The sequence below is a fragment of the Lamprocystis purpurea DSM 4197 genome (assembly GCF_000379525.1).
In the GTDB taxonomy this organism is placed as follows: domain Bacteria; phylum Pseudomonadota; class Gammaproteobacteria; order Chromatiales; family Chromatiaceae; genus Thiodictyon; species Thiodictyon purpureum.
The window spans coordinates 1-17461 of sequence record NZ_KB902375.1; the positions used below are offsets into that span (position 1 = coordinate 1).

Genomic DNA, 17461 nt, shown 5'->3' on the forward strand with positions numbered 1-17461 from the left:
TTTCGAAAATGCGTTATAAATATGTCCGTTAGCACATTTGTAGTATAGAACTGGCGCGCGATCTCTTCTGTGAATTTTCGAATCTTCAACTGGGCATTGACAAACAGGGCACCCTAGACCAGTCGGATGAAGTATATTAACCAAGAAATCATAGCATTTCTGTTCGTCCATTAACTCGATGACGGAAAAAATGAGCATATCAGTCCAAAAAGATAATTATGTGCTGTGCGGTATTTCATTATCGTCTATCATTCTAAATTAATAAAGGCTCACACACTTGGCCTCATGAGCCAACGGTGCGATCGTCAGCGTGGTGTCCGCGCCATGGTGCGGACTGTGCGCGATGTCGTAGGCGAGCGACTGAAGATCCCGGCCATCGACCTTGAGGGTATCGGGCACCACCGTAAGCCGCCAATCCCGCGAGCGGACCTCGATCTGCCAGCCGTGATCGCGTAACGCGCAGAGCGCCGCGATCTTGAATCCCTCGCCGAAATAGCCGGCATACAGGCCGTCGCCGCCGCGCTTGGTTGATGCCCCGATCGGTATCAGCCAGTCATAGCTGAAGTCGACCCCTTGGGAGGTCAGGCTCAAGCGTTCGCCGACCATGCGATGGCCGAAGCGGCGGCTCCACTCGTTGCGGGGGATGCTGTCGAAGAAGTTCTGGATCAGGTCGCGCAGCACTTTGTACTTCGACCAGCGGACCGGGTAGTCGTAGACCAGATTCAACGGGATGCGGCGCGCGGGACCGCGCGCCAGGATCTCGGCGTTGTCGGTCGCTTCGGGGTCCGGTGTCTCGTGCATGGTTTTACCCGGTGGGCCTCCGGTCGTTGCGGTACGAAACCGTTGGAAACCGCTGGCGAATCGGCCATGCCCGCCGGTCTTGAAAGCAATCCGGCGAGACCCTGCATTGGCCCGGCCCGCTTCCCGCGACGACAATAGACGAACCTCACCCCCAGGTCCATTCCCGACCGGCACCGGAGCCATCCCATGGACACGCAGCCCCCCTTTCTCGGCGAGTCCTGCATCCGTCTTGTCGACGGACTGCTCGCTATCCTAGACGAGGCCGAGGCGCGGGGCGAGGCGCGCTGGGTCTCGCTGGAGGCTCCGTCCGGCTGGGGCAAGACCCGTGTCGCTCAGGCGCTCAAGACGGGGCCTTGCGGCTCGACCCGGCCGACATCGAGCGGCTGCCGCGCCGGGTCGAGGACATCTACCGGGAGCTATGGGACGCGCTGCCCGAGCCCGCCCAGCAGGCGCTCACGCTGGCGACGCTCGCCATCCCGGATGGCGACGCCGCCTGGCACCGCGCCATCGCCGCGCAGTCAATCGCCGAGTGCCTGGATCTTCCAGCCCATGACACGTTGGCCGAAACCTTGGAGCAGGACCGCATCCCCCACGGCTGGGTGCGCGCGCTCGCCGATTGGCTGCGCCGCTTCAACGAGCCCGATCAGCTCGCCATCGCCGTCGCCGCGCGCGACGAGCATTTCCTGGAAGAGGACCTTGGGCGCGTGCTCGACCGACTCGCCGCTACGCTCGCAGCACACTCGCTCGCGGAGCCCGACCCCGAGACTCAGCACTGCGCCCGGTTGCTGCTCACGCTGCACCGGCGGGGCCAGGGGGAAGGGCCGAACCGGATTGCGGAGACCGATGCGCTAAGGGCGGTTCGGCTGCTGCAACGGGCCTTTGCGGACCAGCCGCGGGAGCTTCCGGCGCGGGTCGCATTGGGGCGCATCCTCGCCGGGCTGCGGGTGGACCCCGATGCGCTGGACCTACTCGCGGCGCGAGACGACCATGCCTGGGCGCTGGGCGAGTCCGGACAGGTCGAGGCCGCGGAGGCTGCCTACACGGCCCTGCTCGCGGACGAGGGGCGCATCCTCGGCCCGGATCATCCGGTGACGCTTACGACTCGCAACAACATTGCCTACTGGCGAGCGCAGTCGGGTGAGATCGCCGCGGCCTTGGCGGAGTTTACGGCACTGCGCGCGGACCAGGGACGCATCCTGGGCCCGGATCATCCGGAGACGCTCAAGACGCGCATCAACATTGCCTCCTTGCGGGCGCAGTCGGGTGAGATCGCCGCGGCTTTGGCCGACTTCGAGACCCTACTCGCGGACCAAGAGCGCGTCCTCGACCCCGGGCACCCAGACCTTCAGTGCACCCAAGGGTGGATCACCGACCTGCGCAAGCGGCTCGATACACCGTGGTCACCGGGCACCGCGGACTACTGAGAGCGCTGGCCCCGCTGGTGAACGGACCACATCATCGAGGGAGCCGTAATAACGGTCTGGTACGTCGTGTCCGTGCCACGGCTTGAAGTGAGCGGGCTGTCACTCCGTCCCGCCCGCCTCTAAGTCAAGCCGGCGCCAGCTCCGGCAGATCGTGCAGCCGGATCAGACGCGCGGCTGGGATGGGGACTACCGCATACGCGCGCCCGTGCGGGTCGGCGAACTCGATTTCAAACATGTCGCTGAGCGTGCCGCTTGATTCAGCCCAATACCAACTTGCGCCCAAAGGGTGCCTCGGCCTGCTCGCTGGCGACCGGCACCGCCCAGATCACCGGCCAGCGCGGGCGGAAGTCGGCCGGACCATCCAGGTCCGTCAGGAACAGGCCCAGGTCTGGCCGATGACGGTCGGCCTCGCGCAGCAAAGGGGTGAAATCGGTGCCGCCGCCGCCGTCGAAGACCAGGTCGGGCAGATTGAAACGACCGGGCTCGTAGATCTCGACCCCGGTCACCCGGTCATCACCGAGGATGACGATCACCCGCGCCTCCAGGCGCCGGGTCACCGCCTGTAACTCGCGGGCGAAGCGGTCGAGCAGCGGGGCGTCGATGGAACCCGAGAGATCCACCATCACCACCAGCCGGGCGACGGCGCGCGCTGAGACCCGTCCCGGCTCCCAAGGCATGCGCCCGCGGGTACCGACGCGGCCCTGATTCGCCAGGTAGGAACGCGACGGACGCGACCACGACAGCCCAGGCTGGAGCGACAGGCCGCGCGTGAGATGGGTGCGCAGCACATGCTCCCAGGGGGTCCGGACCTTGGGGAGATCCGCCAGCAGCACCCGCAGCAGCGAGAAAGTGCCGTCACCGGTGTGGGCCCGCGCGAGGCGCTGACCCCACTCCCGTGCCTCCTCCATTTCCGCCTCGGGACGGCTCTCGTCCGCACCCGGCCAGAGGTCTTCCTGGATCCGCGACGCCAGACCCCGGACCCGCGCGGCCCGTGGACCGTCGAACCGCGTCGTCCAGCGTCCCGCCGTTGCATCCTCCTGCTCTTGCTCGTGCGAGTCGCTCGGACCCTGGTGCTGCGCGCCGGCACCAGCTTTGCCGGACTTGGACGGCATGCGGCTGGCGGCCGGGCCCGACACCTGCGGCAGGCGACGATCGTCGATGGCGCGATAGAGCCGCTCCAGGTCCCATTCCAGCAGGGATTTTTCGACCGGTTCCCGAAGACCGAGCGCGGTGTCCAGGATGCTGTCCAGACCGACCGCGCCCGGGGGCAGTTCCAGCCAGGTCAGGTGTCCAAGCGCACTGTTGACGATCGCATCGGCACAACAATTGAAGAGTTGCAGATCCACATCGCCCAGGAGACCACGCAATGCTACGTAGCGCTGGCGGTGACGCAGCGCCACATGCAGCACCTCGTGGGCGACCAGTCCGGCCTGCTGCGTCAGCGGCAAGGTCACGAACAGCGGGCCGTAAAAGATGGCGGTGCCGTCATTGGCGGCGGCCAGGGTATCGGGAACATCATCGCGGTCGAGGTGTTTGACCCAGAGGGCCAGACCGCCGCTGGAGGGCGCATACTCGACCAGCCGCTGAATCGCCCGGGTGCCGCGGTGGATGTGCATGAACGCCCTCTGCTGGTGCTGAAATGAACTGGGAAGGAGGGAGTCTACCGTGAAAGTCGCGGCGCGACCCCGTGGGAGCGGCCTCCGGCCGCGATGGGGCTTGCGGGATCTCGCCAGCCGCGGAGGTCATGGCGACCCCGATCGCGGCCGGAGGCCGCTCCCACGGGGGATCTCGACTGCTATAGGAACCTTTCACCACCAGCAAGTGTAAACAGTCCTTTAGGGAACGCCTTTGGTGTTCCGGTCGTTGTCGTTGTCGTAATCGAGTTGATGATCCTCGCGAGGATGCGTTGGTCCCGTGCGTGGCGATCGAAGCCTTTCAACCGCTTGGCGGCCTTTTACGGCCAGGCTGTGTAGCGAATCGACAACCGATCGACAGCGGACTGCTGATGCCAAAGATGAATCGCTTCTCCGATTACGACAACGACAACGACAACGACAACGACAACGATTGGATTCGTTGGTTAACTTATTTCTGACTCGTTACATATTTCAGTCAGCAGATGCTGCGTTCTTTCGCACGCACTGTCACGCCCCACTCCGCCAGGACGGCGCCAAGCTGTTCGATGATCGCGGGGACAGACCGCGCGACCGTCGGAGACAGTTGCAGACCCAGCCCCAGTTCCGCGGGGACGACGCCGACTAGCACGATCTCGGCCGCCGGATAGCCGAGCAGTTGCGCCAGGGCCAGCACGTCGGTCACGCCCAAATGATGCACCGACAGCTTCTGCGACAGGACCCGCAGAATCGCCTCATCGCGCAGGACGGTGACCGATCCCGGCGGCCCCTCCCCGGCGACGGCATCGATCAGCAGGATGCGCCGATAGTCCGCAAACAACGGCAGCAAGTCCAACCCCGACGTGCCGCCGTCGACCAGCGTGACCGCGGGGTCGAACCCATAGTCGGTTTCCAGACGGCGCAGGACCTGAACGCCCAGGCCCTCGTCGCCGACCAACAGATTCCCCAGCCCGATGACCAGCACGCCCGCGTCCGCGCCGGCATCCGGGCCGGCGTCCGCGTCAGAACGCGTTGACGCGGACAATCGTCTGCCTCGCATTATCGTGGAGGTGAATGGCGCAGGCCAGACAGGGATCGAATGAGTGGACGGTCCGCAGCACCTCCAGCGGGCGTTCCTCTTCGAGTATCGGGTTGCCGATCAGCGAGGCCTCGTAGGGACCCCTGGCGTCGTTCTGATTACGCGGACCCGCATTCCAGGTCGAGGGCACCACCGCCTGATAGTTTTTGATCTTGCCGTTCTCGATCACCACCCAGTGCGACAAGACCCCGCGCGGCGCCTCGTGGAATCCATAGCCCATCTGCTCGCCCTTCGGGAAGGTCGGCGGATTGAAGCTGGTGGTATCACCCGCGGCGATGTTCGCCACCAACGCCTGGTAGTTCTCCACCATCATGTCATAGAGCACCTGGGTGCGCACACAGCGTGCGAGATGCCGACCGAGCGATGAGTGCAATGCCGCCATCGGCACCGGGCTGCCCGTGATGGCGCCGATCCGCTCCAAGGCGGTATTCAGATAACCGATGGTGCCCGCGTGTCCGGACGCGACCCCGGCCAGCACATTCGCCAGGGGGCCGACCTGCGCGGGCTCGTCAGCGAAGGACGGCGATTTGACCCACGAGTAGGCCGCATCCTGTTGGAAATCCGTATACTCGGGCACCGTCTCCCCGTCATAAGGCGAGCGTGTCCAGTCGCCCTTGTACCAACTGTGCTTGATACTCTCCTTGACGTTCTGCTCGAAATAGGGATCGCCGAAGTGCTTCACCGCGTGGAACTGAGTCAGATCGGCCGCCGGAATGTAGCCGCCGGGCATCCCGAAGTCGGTACCTTTGGTATCGCGCGGGAAATCCGGCACCGAGAGATAATTCATCACCCCCGCGCCATATGGCAGCCAATCCGCATACAGGGCCGCGATGACAATGACATCGGGCAGATAGACCCGGCGCACGAAGCCCTGCAATTCATCCATCAGGGTCTTGAGGTAGGCCAGCCGCTCCATGTTCAACGCGGACTGCTCATCCGGATTGATGGCGTTGGCCACCCCGCCCACGGCCAGATTCTGGATATGCGGCGTCTTTCCTCCCAGGATCGCGGTGATTTGGTTGGACTTGCGCTGATAGTCCATCGCCTCCAGATAATGCGCGACCGCCATCAGATTGGCCTCGGGCGGCAGCCGCATGGCCGCATGACCCCAGTAGCCATGCGCAAAGATGCCTAGTTGCCCGCTCGCCACGAACTTGCCGACCCGCGACTGCACCTCGGCGAAATAGCGGGCATTGTTGTTCGGCCAGTCCGACAGCCCCTGGGCCAACCGCTCGGTCGCCATGGGATCGGCCTTCAGCGCCGACACTACATCCACCCAGTCCAGGGCCGAGAGGTGATAAAAATGCACCAGATGATCATGGATGCCGTGCGCGGCTACGATCAGATTTCGGATCAGTTGTGCATTCAGCGGAATCTCGAGCGCGAGCGCATCCTCGACCGCCCGCACCGAGGCGATCGCATGAACCGTGGTGCAGACACCACAGATGCGCTGTGTATAGAGCCAGGCATCGCGCGGGTCGCGCCCGGTCAGGATGGTCTCGATGCCGCGCCACATCTGTCCGCTCGACCAGGCATCGACCACCTGGCCGTCCCGGATGTCGCAATCGATGCGTAAATGACCCTCGATCCGGGTGACCGGGTCCACACAAATACGTGTTGTTGTCATGCTTTTGCTCCCAGTCGTGCCGGCCGCGCCGCAAGCAGAATCGGCATCTTCTTGACGAAGAAGAGATACGCCATGATCTCGACGGCGATGATCGCCAATGTGATCAGGATTTCGCCAACCCCAGGGAAATACTGCCAGCCTGGGCCGGGATTGTAGGCGATCAGGAAGGCATCGAAGCGGTAGAGTGAACCCCCGAGAATGGTCGCCAGCGCGGTCCAGAACAGCACCCGTGGCCGGATGCGCCGCTCCTTATGCAGCAGATTGACGATCGCATAGAGAAACAGCGCCGTTTCAAGCACGAACAGCAGGGGCTCCGGGCCAGGCTTGAGCAGGGCCGCGATGGCACCCGTCCACACCAGGTCGCTGATCCGCAGCACCAGATACAGGATCAACAGCCAGGGAATGATGGCCGAGATCTTGGATAACAGGTCAGTCTCGATCGGGCGATCCAGATTGACCGCGGCATAGAGCGACTCGAACACCACCATCGCATAGCCCATGGTGATCGCGGTCAGCAGGAACAACAGCGGGATGATGTTGGTCTGCCAGAGTGGATGGACCTTGTAGCCGGCGATGAGCAACAGCGAGCCCAGGGAAGATTGATGCATGGTCGGCAGCAGGATACCGAGTCCGATGAAGAAGAACAGGGCGTGTCGTACCTGGCGTAAGTGCCGGTTGTCCTTCATCGCTTCGAGAATCGCGGGCGACAGCTCGATCCACAGCACCAGGGTATAGAGCGTGACACAGAGCGCCACTTCGAGCATCACCGAATTCAGATTCGCGTACTGTGGCAGAAAGACATTGTAGAGCTGCCAATAGCGGCCGACATCGATCACGATCGACAACCCCGCGAGGGTATAGCCGAAAACGCTCGTCAGCAGCGCCGCCCGGATCATCGGGTGGAACTGACCACGATTGAAGATGTAGACCAGCAGCGCCATCGCGTAACCGCCGCATGCGATGGCTGTGCCGGTGACCACGTCATAGGTGATCCAGATACCCCAGGGAAACCCGTCGCTGAGGTTCGCCACATCACCGATGCCGAAGATGAACCGGCGGGCCATGAAGAAGGCGCCGATCAGCACCAGCACGCCCATGAAGTAGAAATGCCGGGTCAGCAGTTTGCCGCCGATCGGCCGATAGACTTCACTCATCACGGCGGCCCTCCCGCGCCTCAGGGGTCGACTCCTCACCCTCGGACGCGTCCTCCTGTTCTGCATGGGTGCGGCGATAGACGGCAAAGACCAGTCCGCCCAGCAGCAGCGTCGGTGCGACCATGCCCTGATAGAGCGTATGCTGAATGGTCTCCGAGAGTTGGGCGCGCGAGGTGTCGCCCACGGGCGGCAGCCCCAGCTTATCGAAGGGAACACCCGCCATCATCAGATATTGGGTGCCGCCGCTTTCGGTCTCTCCGTAGACTTTCGGGTGATAGCCGGTTACCTCCGCCTTACGTTGCTCATCGCCGTCCAAACGGCGCACCGGATACTGCTGCTGCTCGCCCGGCTTGAAGGTCAGGCGGCGATGGGCCTCGGTCAACAGGTCGGGCAAGCGCCCGAACAGGCTCGCACCGGTGGGACAGGCATCGCAACAGGCGGGAATGCCGCCCGCGGCCAAGCGGTCGGGGCACAATTGGCACTTGACGATCTTCGGAAATGCCTTGTCGTATTCGAATTTCGGGATATTGAATGGACACGCAAGCTGGCAATAGCGGCACCCGATACAGGCATCGGGATTGTAACGCACCACACCGGTGAACGGGTCCTTGGTCAAGGCACTGACCGGACAAGCCGAGATGCAATTGGGATCGACGCAGTGCATGCAACTGCGTTTGATGAAGCTGAAGCCGTCTTCCTCGCGGTCCTTCACCGCGGCGGTACCGCTGGTGTAGACCTTGATCTTGGTCATGGTACGGCTGTTCAGATCGTTATCGGCATCCCAGGTGCCGGCCACGCCGTGGGCTCGCTCCAGCGGTGTGTCATGCGCCATTGGCATGTCGTTCTCGGCCTTACAGGCGACCTCACAGGCTTTGCAGCCGATGCACAGGGTCGCATCGTAGAGTATACCCACGGCCTCCGGCGGCAGCTCCTTTGGAGGGCGCGCCGCGGCTGGGGCCGGACACAATGCAGTCGCTGCGCCGGCGGCCGCGATCTTGAAGAATGCACGGCGATCGATGTTCATTTTGGTTCCTCCGCTTCGCTCTTGGCGACGGCGGTTGATTCAGCCTCGACCTGCTTGAGTTTTTCATTGGCACCCAAGGCATAGACGACAGCACCGCCGGCAATAGCGCCGGTGACGGCCGCGGCGCCGACAGTGACACCGCCCGCATGCTTGGTGATGATCTCGGGGAACAGCGATGGCGGGGTCACCGACTCAACGTCGGCTTGCTCGTGCAGCGCCTTGTGGAAGCCCACACCCTGCTCCGCACAACCGAAACAGGGATGACCGATCCCGACCGGCCAGGTATTGGCACCGACATCACCGAACTCGATCGCCGGACAATTGGCCCAAGTCTCCGGACCCTTGCAGCCGAGCTTGTACAGACACCAGCCCTGGCGATGGCCGGCGTCGCCGAACTGCTCGGCAAAGCGGCCGGCGTCGAAGTGCGGCCGGCGTTCACAGTGATCATGGATCAAATGCCCATAGGCGAAGCGTGGGCGGCCTTTGGCGTCCAGTTCAGGCAGTTTCTTGAGGGTCAGGTAATACAGGACGGTCGCCAGTAAATTATAGGGCGAGGCCGGACAACCGGGCAGCGTGATCACCGGCAATGGCGTGCCGTCGGTTTTGGTGATGCCGGTGATCCGCAGCGCTTCAGGCAGGCCGACAGCGCCGGTCGGATTGGGCGCCGCGCTCTGTACACCACCCCAGGAGGCGCATGATCCGATCGCGACGGCCGCCGCGGCGTGCGGGGCGATCTCATGCAGCATCTGCTGCGGTGTCTTATCAGCGATCTTGCAATAGATACCACCGTCACGCAGCGGTACCGAGCCCTCGACGACCAGGATGAATTGTCCCTTGTTCTTGTCCAGCGAGTCGTGCAGCGCCTGCTCGGCCTGATGCCCCGCGGCGGCCAGCAAGGTCTCCGAATAGTCGAATGAGATCAGATCCAGCAGCAGGGTTTCGACGGTCGGATGCGTGGCCCGCAACAGCGACTCGGTACAACCGGTACATTCCTGGAAATGCAGCCAGATCACCGTCGGGCGTGCTTTGGTGTCCTCGAGGGCCGCGAGCACCTGACCCGACATGCCGAGCGGCAGGCCCAGCGTCGCGGTGATGCCGAGCGCGAACTCAATGAAGCGGCGTCGGCTGATGCCATAGACATCCAGTTGATCGGAGAGGTAGGGGCCGAGCGCGGGCTCGCGTCGGCTTGCTGCTGATCGGTTCATAGATCCTGCCTTGCCCGATGGGGCGCTGCACAGGTTGATGCTATTCGTGAAACGCTACGACTGAATTCTCAAATAGATCGGTCGGCTTCCTGCCTGGAGGCGCGAGCAAAAATCCCCGCAACAGAATGCAATGACAATTGTCATAGCGGTCTTCGACCGCCGGGTCATTGAACCCGCGGGATCGCGTCGGCGATCGAACAAGCGCGTAACGCGTTCGCCATGCCGTCTGTGTTCAATTTAGGCGACGTCCTCCCGTTAAGTAACAATGTGGATATATGGTAATACTCTTATAGACCATCGCGCGCGGGTTGTCCAATACGGAATCGGCGCGGATGACGGTGCGACTTCAGTCGCACCGATTCGGACGCAGGTGCGACTGAAGTCGCACCGACACTGACCGGTATCCGAATCCCGGAAATCGCCTTAGTCGGCAAGCCCCTCGGCCTTGCGCTGCTCGCTGTAGCGCCGATATGCCGGACTGTCGAAGATCGCCGCCTCTAGACCGGATTCCAGAGCGCGCTGAAACAGCAGCTCCATCACCAGGGTCTGGGCCTCGCGGATCGGCAACGGGGTGGTGGCGCGGGCGTCGGGCAGTTGCTCGATGATCTCCAGTGCGCGGGTGAGGGTCGCGGCATCCTGGGCCGCCGCCAGCAGCCCATAGATCATGCCGTACAGCGCGTCGAGGCTGGTCGGCAGCAGTGCCGCGGTCTCGGCCCCTGGCCGGGCGGCGAGCAGCCGCAGCACGTCGACCCCCGCCTGGATTTCACGCAGCACGCCGAAGAACTCGGCCGCGTTGGCCGCGCCGATGCGCCCCTGGACGAACACCCGCTTGGCCGACTCCGACAACCCGGACTTGAGCACGTTGGAGACGTCTTCCCAGCCGCGCGGGCTCGACCCAACCAGGTGATCGTTGGCGAGTTGCGCCTGGGTATCGTCGAGCTTGTCGGGCCGCACCTTGAGATAGGCCAGCACCTCCGGGGCAAACCCCCTGGTCAGGGCGTGGGCCAGAAAAGCGTCGATGGCGGTCTGTACGTTGAAATGGAACATCCGGTCAGCGAGCGCCGTGCCCATATCGTGGGTGACCGCCCCGTGGAAGCTGGCGTTCCCCGCCGCGATCACCTGCCAGCCATCCGGCAGGCAATAGTGACCGACGCGGCGATCCAGGATCAGCGAATAGGCCGAGATCTGCAGGCGTTGATCGGCCGCCGTCAGTTCGTCGAGAAACAGGATGCCGTCGGGCTCATCCTGCCCGGGCAGAAACTCCGGCGGAAACCACAGGGTCTTGGACTGCCGCTCGTCCACCCAGATCGCGCCGCGAATGTCCACCGGCTCGATGGTGGTGAGGCGCAGATCCACCAGCGGCACGCCGAAGTGCGCTGCCACCTGGTGTACGATGGACGATTTGCCCACGCCGCGGGTGCCCCACAGCATAGAGGCACGGCGCCGCAGCAGGGGGTCGGTGTACTGCTCGATCAGCGCCTGCTTGGCTGCCGCGATGGACACTGCCGGGATATTCATGGGATGGGACCGCTCCTGGTGAGATAGTTGGGCACAGCCGAGGCCCCATGACCGTTGCGGTCTTGCGCTTGGCGCGGCTGGCCTGGGTCGGGGCAGGAACCTGGAACCGGTCAGTGAAGAATTCAATTCGACCGCGCTGCGAACGGCAGCACGCATTGAGCACCCGGCCCGTGACATCTCACGCGTTTGGCCTATCATAAGGATGGGCTGGGGGCGATATCCGATGGTCAGCGGCGGTTCAGGCCGACGCCACACCGTGCAACCGGGGGGCTCCTTGCGTCCGCACCACACGAAACGTAGTTTTAAATCGAGAGGTTGGCGGTCATGATCACGTTACAAACGTCGGCAGGGATTCGCACCAGCGCGGAGATCCGCGGTTTTCGCTCACTGCGGCACCCGGTCGGGCCGCGCCTGAGCGCGCTGGACACGGGCCGCATGATGCAAGGGCGCGCCCACCGGATGGCGCGGATGGATCACAAGTCCTGGTTCGTCGGCTTGGGCCGCTGAGCGCGTCGGTCCGCACAGCGGACCCTACGGTAAGGCCGCGATCCGTAGGGTCCGCTGTGCGGACCAGCGGCCTCGCTGTCGCTACGATGGCCGGGATATGATCAAGGCCACCCAGCGTTGTTGACCGCTGACCGCTCGGTACGTTTAGGGACTGCTCCACATCACGTTCTCCCCCGCCGCGGCCGCATCGCTCAATAACGCGATCAGGGGGAGCGCGCGGTTTGCCAGACTGACATGCCGCTCTTCGCCGTCGTCCGCGGCACCGACCCCGGTCTTGGGGTCCAGCGGCGCATCCGGGTGCTCCGAGACCGCCCGACGCAGCCGCTCCAGGGCGGCCGGCACATCCGCCGCCAGCAGCGCCCCCGGCACGGTGCCGCTGTGGCCCATGAGCTTGATCAGGGTCACCGCCACCTCGCCAAACATCGTGATATTGGCATGGGCCTTGGTTTCAAAGGTCACCAGCATGGAAGCCTCCACGGGTTGTCGCTCGCGACCGGCGTGGCCGCCCCGCTACTGTAGCAAAGCTGAGGTTCAGGGTTTGGGGTTCAGGGTTCAGGGTTCAGGGTTCAGGGTGATTTTTCCCTGAAAACGCAGTTCTCACGCCAAGGCGCTCAGCTCGCCAAGGTTTTTTTGTCACCAGACTTGAGGCGGCGCCCGGCGAGTTATGCACGACGGATACCCTTGGCAGGCACGCATCGGCTGCTGCGCCGACCTCGATGATGATGAATGGGTCGGCGCCGGTGTGCTCATCGGTACGCGGCAGGTGATGACCTGCGCGACCGTGGTCGCCGCCGCCCTGAGGGTGGAGGTCGGCGCAGAGGCGCCGGCCGGGGAGGTCGCGGTGATCCTGCCGCTGCTGCCGAACCCGCACCGCGGGATAGCGCGGGTCGCGGCCTGGGCACCGCATGCCGGACTGGACCCGCGCTGGACGCTCCCCGGTACGCGACCGCCGGGGCTTGCCGTGCTGGAATTGACCGAGCCGGTTCCGGAACTGGTCGTCGCGGCTGCGTTGGAATTGCTCGAACCCGCGGCCTACCGCAACCGGGCGGTGTTCTGCCTGGGCTTTCCACCGGAGCATCCGACCGGGCTGCGCATCCACGCGGACTGTGCCGATGAAGACGCGCAGGCCATCACCGGCCTGGAAACCGATCACGGCAGCATCGACGGCAGTTTCACCGGAACCGGCGCCTGGGACCCGATCCGCGGGTCCGTGCTGGGTCTGGTGGTCGCCGCCGACAACGCGGGATCGGACGGGTTTCTGATCCCTTCCCAGGCGCTGCTCGCGGTCTGGCCCCAGGCCCGGATCCGTCAAGACCAGGGAGTCGGTGGACGCCTGCTGACCTGGCTGGCAGGCCTGGACACCCGACTGGGCAACCTTTTGCTCCGCCTGGGTGCCGCGCTGGCATTCGCTGCCTTGGGCCTGGTGTGGTGGCTGGAGCCGGACACGCCGGCGCCGCTGCCGCCCACGGAGCCCGTCGCCGCCACCAGCGGCATTGCCGGCTTCGTCTGGGAGCGGAGCGGTCAACCGATCCCAGGGGTCCGCGTGCTCATCCCCACCCGCGCGGCAAGCAGTGAAACCGACCGCTTTGGCCGCTTCATCATCAGGCTGCAGGAACCGGCCGGCGCACGGATCGAGGTGATGGTGATCGCCCCCGGCTACCGCAGTCTGTCCACGGTTCAGCGCATCGGCGACAACCGCATCAATCTGGTACTGGAGCCGAACAAGGGGGACGATCGACCAGTTGACTGATCTGCGCGCGGGCCGCGGCGGCCTGCTCCCCCGCGAGCGGCGCCAGCACGCGCAGCGCGGCCCGCAGCCCCGCCTGCACGTCTGGATCACACACCGCACCTGGATCCAGGTCCGCTGCCTCGATTCCCGCCGCCAGGGCCCGGGCAAGCGACTCAACCGCCGCCTCGGCATGGGCGCCGGCCGGATAGTCCGCGAGGTAACGGACAAACCCGTCATCGACCAGCGACGCCAGGGCGTCTTGCATGCCGCCCCCGCCCTCATCTTCTTCATTCCACTCGAGGCAATCGACCGCGATCTTCACGGTCACTGGATCGTTGCCGGACGCCTGCGCCGCCGCCCAGGCCAGCCGTTCTGCCGCCGGCCGCCCGCGAAAGCGCTCGTGCAAGGCCCAATAGGCAGCGGGATCGAGCCGTTCGGGACCCTCTTCCCAAACGGGCTTCACATCGGTCTCGAGACCCCTGAACAGCGCCGCCACGCTCGGGGCATCGGCCAGAGACAGCGCAAACGCGGGCGGCAGGTCGTTACAGGAAAAGCCCAGGGCCAGCACCCGGCCGAGACCCTGCAGGCGGGCCAGTTCTACGTCGGCAGCCAGGTCCTCGGCAAGCGTTGGACGCACCCGCGCGAGCAACTCCAGGAACTCCAGCTCAGCCCGCAGCGACTTGGGCTCGGAGGCCAGGTGACGTTCCAGAATCTCACCGTAGGACAACAGCGGATGAGTCGGATCATGCGGTGCCAGCAGACCGCCGAAGACCCAGCCGCTGATGCCTGCCGGTGACTCTACCTGGTACCAACGCCCCGCGACTCCATCGACGCGGCTGGGGACGACAGTCCGCTTACGCACCGTAACCACCGTCCCCAATGCGAGGCGCTCGAGTTGGCCGCAGCCTGGTTCTGGGTCCGGACGCAAGCGCACTCCCGGGACCACCGTGATGCGCGTGTGGCGTGCGACCGACTCCACCCGCGGCGCATCCCGAGCGCCATCCTGCACCGCACGAGGCGTCCGGCAGGTTTCGACAAACGCCGCGAAGCGCTCCAGGACGCGGCGCGGGTCAGCCGCAGCGCCGCCCCGCTCGCTAAACCGCTTGGGCGTCTCGGCGCGGACCCGCCCGATGAACGCCTGACCATCAGCCTGCTGCGCCGGATCCCGAGCGGCGACGCGTTGCCGCTCCAGGACCACCCGGTAAGCCCGTTGCGGATGTGAGGAATCGAAGGGCGTGAGATCGCTGCCGAAGGCCCAGCCGAAAACGCCGTGCGGCGCCGCCACGTAATACCAGTGGTCCTCGACACCGGCGACACGGCTGCTGAACGCCTGGCGACCCAAGGTCAAGACCAGGGTACCGCTGCCGATCCGCTGCCAGTCGGCGTCGAGGCGGCTGCGATAGAGCAGCGCCGCGGCGGCCGGATCAGGCGCCTCGCGGATCACGCCCAGCCCGAGGGTCATCCGCTCCGGCGCGACCACCGCCTCGACCCAGGCCCGGCCCCAAGGGCCGTCCGCGGCGAGATTGGCGTTGTAGCAAAGGCGCGAGGGCGTATCGAACAGCACCAGCGGACGCCCCTGGGTCGCGTCTCCATGCGCGTCCTTGACCCGCTCGTAGATTAGGGTTCGTTGTCCGCCGGCAGGGGTCTCAACGACACAGCAGTCGTCCGGCACGAAATGACCAACACGCAACTGATCCGGCGGCGGGCCATCCCCCGGCACCCGGCTGTACAGCCAACAATCCGCCAGTGCCGTCGCGGACGGCGGCGGCTGATCGCTCCCGGCCCTGTCCGTCGCCGGATCGGGCCCGGGTACTGAGCGCACCTGCAGCCGACCGACGCGGCCGTCATCACGTATCGAAAATGTCAGGGGCGCCGCGGCGCCTTCCGCGGCGCAGCGAAACCAGCTTGGGAAGAAGGTCTTATCCCAAGTGTGCTCGTCAGACAGCACGCGGCCGGTTGCGGCCGCAATCAAACGCAACCGCTTGCCGCTGAACTGCACCAGGGTGGCCTTTTCGGCAGCACAGCGCGCCGGAAAGTCCGCCGCTTGGCAATTGCCCAGACAGGCCGTCTCGCAGGATTCCCGATCGCCCTTCATCGTCGCGCCGATCGTAGCGATTTCGCAGATGAAATCCCGGCAATAGGAGGCACAGTGATCATGCGCGTAGCCGCACATCTCGCAATCCTGACCGTCGCTGTCCTCACCGCGCGCGCTGGTCGTTTCGATCCGCAGTGTCGCATCCTTGTAGGTGATGTCCGCCTGTTCGTCCTGTGTCGCGTCAAACCCTTGATTGCCGCCGCTGTAACTGTTCAGCCACGCATCGAAAAGAGGCGCTTCGACCCGGTCGACGGGCACGATGCGGTGCCGTCGCTCCGTACTTCGCGAACTGCCCGTTTCGCCGGTGATGTCATAGGTGATCCAATACAAATCCGGTGTCCCGCTCAACTGACGCACCACGACCGACTCGAGGTCAAGGCCGCCATGACAAGGAAACGCGGCGTCATTCCGAACGCCGGTCAGAAGCAGCTCCGGGCCGCCGCCAATGCTCAGCCAGACCCGCTCGGCATCACCATCGTCCGCGATGGCCGCAAAGCGCAACCGAAAGCGCGGCTGCCGCCCCTGCTCCAGACTGTCGATGGGTTCCAAGTGGAACGCCAACGCGGGCTCACCCGCCCCGCCCTCCCAGGTTCCCGTGAGCGCGCCGCGCGCACCGAAGGCACCGGTGACGCGTCCGCGGACGCGCGGCTCCGCCGACTGTTCGGGGTCGGTCTGCGTCAACACGAATCCGCCGTCCGCGGCGAGCGGGCCGCTCAGTTCCAGACGCCGATGCCTGAAGCGGTTCGCATCGGTGTCATACACACCTTCGCTCTCGCGGTACCAAGACCCGGTCAAGACATCACCCTGGCGCACGAGCGACAACCGCAGGTCCGCGTCCGGTCCCAGTGTCCCTTGATAGAGTGTCGGTCGGCAGGTCCCCGCGGGCGGCATCAGCGGGGACTGCCCCCGCACCGGCAAGGGCGCGACGACGGACAGCAGCAAGACGAGACACAGCAGCGGCTTGCCCCAAGCGGTGCGGAACGCACTGCAGGCGCAACTGCTGCTAGCAGGTGAGCGGCGACGATGCACTGACCACCCGAACCGATCCGGCAGGTCCGGATCGAAAACCAGCCCGAACTTTTTCTCCTTGGTCGCCGTGGCCCACTCCTGGTTGAGACGCTTGCGCAACCGCGGATACTCGATCTGGGAAATCAGGTCAGTCATTGCAGACACGTTGTGTCGTCTTTTGTCAGTCGCATTACGTCAATCAAAGGTGGGCGGACACCGTGGCAACATCAGATCGTGACGGATTGAAACAACCAGGGCTCGACGATCGGTTTCATCCGGTCGATACTGATTCATGAGGGCGCAACGTCCCCGCGGATCAGCGCCTCGACAAGATCACCCTGAATGCCCAGATCGGAGACCAGTCGGACCTGCGTGGGTTCGAGATGGCTGTTCCGGTAAAGAACGATACCAACATTTACTTGCTCTTGGGTCCTACCAGCATCTGGCGGATGTCGCCAAAGTCCGTCATGGGCGCATCGCGCAAATAGCCGTCGATGCGCGAGTAGGCCGCTGGATAACTGCCGAGTACGCCGGAGAACCACTCGCCAAAGTTACTTCCGTCAGGCTCAGGTTCCAAGACAGCGTCCACCGAATCCCCGGTCATCAGCGCGGGGAGTGGGGTCAGGATGATCATCTGCGCCAGCCAGCGCTTGAAGG

15 protein-coding genes are annotated in these 17461 nt (G+C 64.7%); 4 read left to right on the forward strand and 11 right to left on the reverse strand.

Features of this window, described 5'->3' with window-relative positions:
- Positions 1-258 precede the first annotated feature (258 nt).
- Positions 259-801 (reverse strand): hypothetical protein, encoded by a 543-nt coding sequence (locus A39O_RS0103515; protein ID WP_020503324.1) that lies wholly within the window; start codon positions 799-801, stop codon positions 259-261.
- Between the two features lie 353 nt (positions 802-1154).
- Between A39O_RS0103515 and A39O_RS0103520 the strand changes: the two genes are divergently transcribed.
- Positions 1155-2225 (forward strand): tetratricopeptide repeat protein, encoded by a 1071-nt coding sequence (locus A39O_RS0103520; protein WP_020503325.1) that lies wholly within the window; start codon positions 1155-1157, stop codon positions 2223-2225.
- Positions 2226-2482: 257 nt separating this feature from the next.
- On the opposite strand, the gene A39O_RS0103530 is transcribed toward A39O_RS0103520, so the two are convergent.
- Entirely contained in the window at positions 2483-3841 is a 1359-nt protein-coding gene (locus tag A39O_RS0103530) for a vWA domain-containing protein (RefSeq protein ID WP_020503327.1), read from the reverse strand.
- A gap of 302 nt (positions 3842-4143) precedes the next feature.
- Between A39O_RS0103530 and A39O_RS41570 the strand changes: the two genes are divergently transcribed.
- A complete protein-coding gene (locus A39O_RS41570; protein WP_020503328.1) occupies positions 4144-4320 on the forward strand; it encodes a hypothetical protein in 177 nt (58 codons plus the stop codon).
- A 17-nt stretch (positions 4321-4337) separates the two neighbouring features.
- Here the strand turns inward: A39O_RS41570 and A39O_RS0103540 are convergent, their stop codons facing one another.
- The 6 genes from A39O_RS0103540 to A39O_RS0103565 all read right to left on the reverse strand — a co-directional run bounded on the left by A39O_RS0103540 (position 4338) and on the right by A39O_RS0103565 (position 11465).
- Entirely contained in the window at positions 4338-4883 is a 546-nt protein-coding gene (locus tag A39O_RS0103540; RefSeq protein ID WP_020503329.1) for a HyaD/HybD family hydrogenase maturation endopeptidase, read from the reverse strand.
- Positions 4861-6564 (reverse strand): nickel-dependent hydrogenase large subunit, encoded by a 1704-nt coding sequence (locus A39O_RS0103545; protein WP_026199142.1) that lies wholly within the window; start codon positions 6562-6564, stop codon positions 4861-4863. Before A39O_RS0103545 ends, A39O_RS0103540 begins: the two co-directional genes overlap by 23 nt.
- On the reverse strand, positions 6561-7718 hold the full coding sequence (gene hybB / locus A39O_RS0103550; RefSeq protein WP_020503331.1) for a Ni/Fe-hydrogenase cytochrome b subunit: 1158 nt from the start codon (positions 7716-7718) through the stop codon (positions 6561-6563). The genes A39O_RS0103545 and hybB overlap by 4 nt, the downstream gene beginning before the upstream one ends.
- On the reverse strand, positions 7711-8742 hold the full coding sequence (gene hybA, locus A39O_RS0103555; protein ID WP_020503332.1) for a hydrogenase 2 operon protein HybA: 1032 nt from the start codon (positions 8740-8742) through the stop codon (positions 7711-7713). The genes hybB and hybA overlap by 8 nt, the downstream gene beginning before the upstream one ends.
- The gene (locus A39O_RS0103560) at positions 8739-9947 is read right to left on the reverse strand and encodes a hydrogenase small subunit (RefSeq protein ID WP_020503333.1); all 1209 of its coding nucleotides are present in this window, start codon (positions 9945-9947) and stop codon (positions 8739-8741) included. The genes hybA and A39O_RS0103560 overlap by 4 nt, the downstream gene beginning before the upstream one ends.
- A gap of 423 nt (positions 9948-10370) precedes the next feature.
- The gene (locus tag A39O_RS0103565; RefSeq protein ID WP_020503334.1) at positions 10371-11465 is read right to left on the reverse strand and encodes an AAA family ATPase; all 1095 of its coding nucleotides are present in this window, start codon (positions 11463-11465) and stop codon (positions 10371-10373) included.
- A 324-nt stretch (positions 11466-11789) separates the two neighbouring features.
- Between A39O_RS0103565 and A39O_RS0103570 the strand changes: the two genes are divergently transcribed.
- The gene (locus A39O_RS0103570) at positions 11790-11972 is read left to right on the forward strand and encodes a hypothetical protein (RefSeq protein WP_020503335.1); all 183 of its coding nucleotides are present in this window, start codon (positions 11790-11792) and stop codon (positions 11970-11972) included.
- 144 nt (positions 11973-12116) lie between these two features.
- On the opposite strand, the gene A39O_RS0103575 is transcribed toward A39O_RS0103570, so the two are convergent.
- Entirely contained in the window at positions 12117-12437 is a 321-nt protein-coding gene (locus A39O_RS0103575; protein ID WP_020503336.1) for a DUF1840 domain-containing protein, read from the reverse strand.
- A 199-nt stretch (positions 12438-12636) separates the two neighbouring features.
- On the opposite strand from A39O_RS0103575, the gene A39O_RS0103580 reads away from it, so the two are divergent.
- Positions 12637-13722, forward strand: a complete 1086-nt coding sequence (locus A39O_RS0103580) for a carboxypeptidase-like regulatory domain-containing protein (RefSeq protein WP_020503337.1) — start codon at positions 12637-12639, stop codon at positions 13720-13722.
- On the opposite strand, the gene A39O_RS31845 is transcribed toward A39O_RS0103580, so the two are convergent.
- Complete coding sequence (locus tag A39O_RS31845) at positions 13673-16960, reverse strand: hypothetical protein (RefSeq protein ID WP_020503338.1); 3288 nt, start codon at positions 16958-16960, stop codon at positions 13673-13675. The two genes, A39O_RS0103580 and A39O_RS31845, sit on opposite strands and share 50 nt — an antisense overlap.
- Before the next feature lie 259 nt (positions 16961-17219).
- Complete coding sequence (locus tag A39O_RS0103590) at positions 17220-17438, reverse strand: hypothetical protein (RefSeq protein ID WP_020503339.1); 219 nt, start codon at positions 17436-17438, stop codon at positions 17220-17222.
- Between the last annotated feature and the right edge of the window lie 23 nt (positions 17439-17461).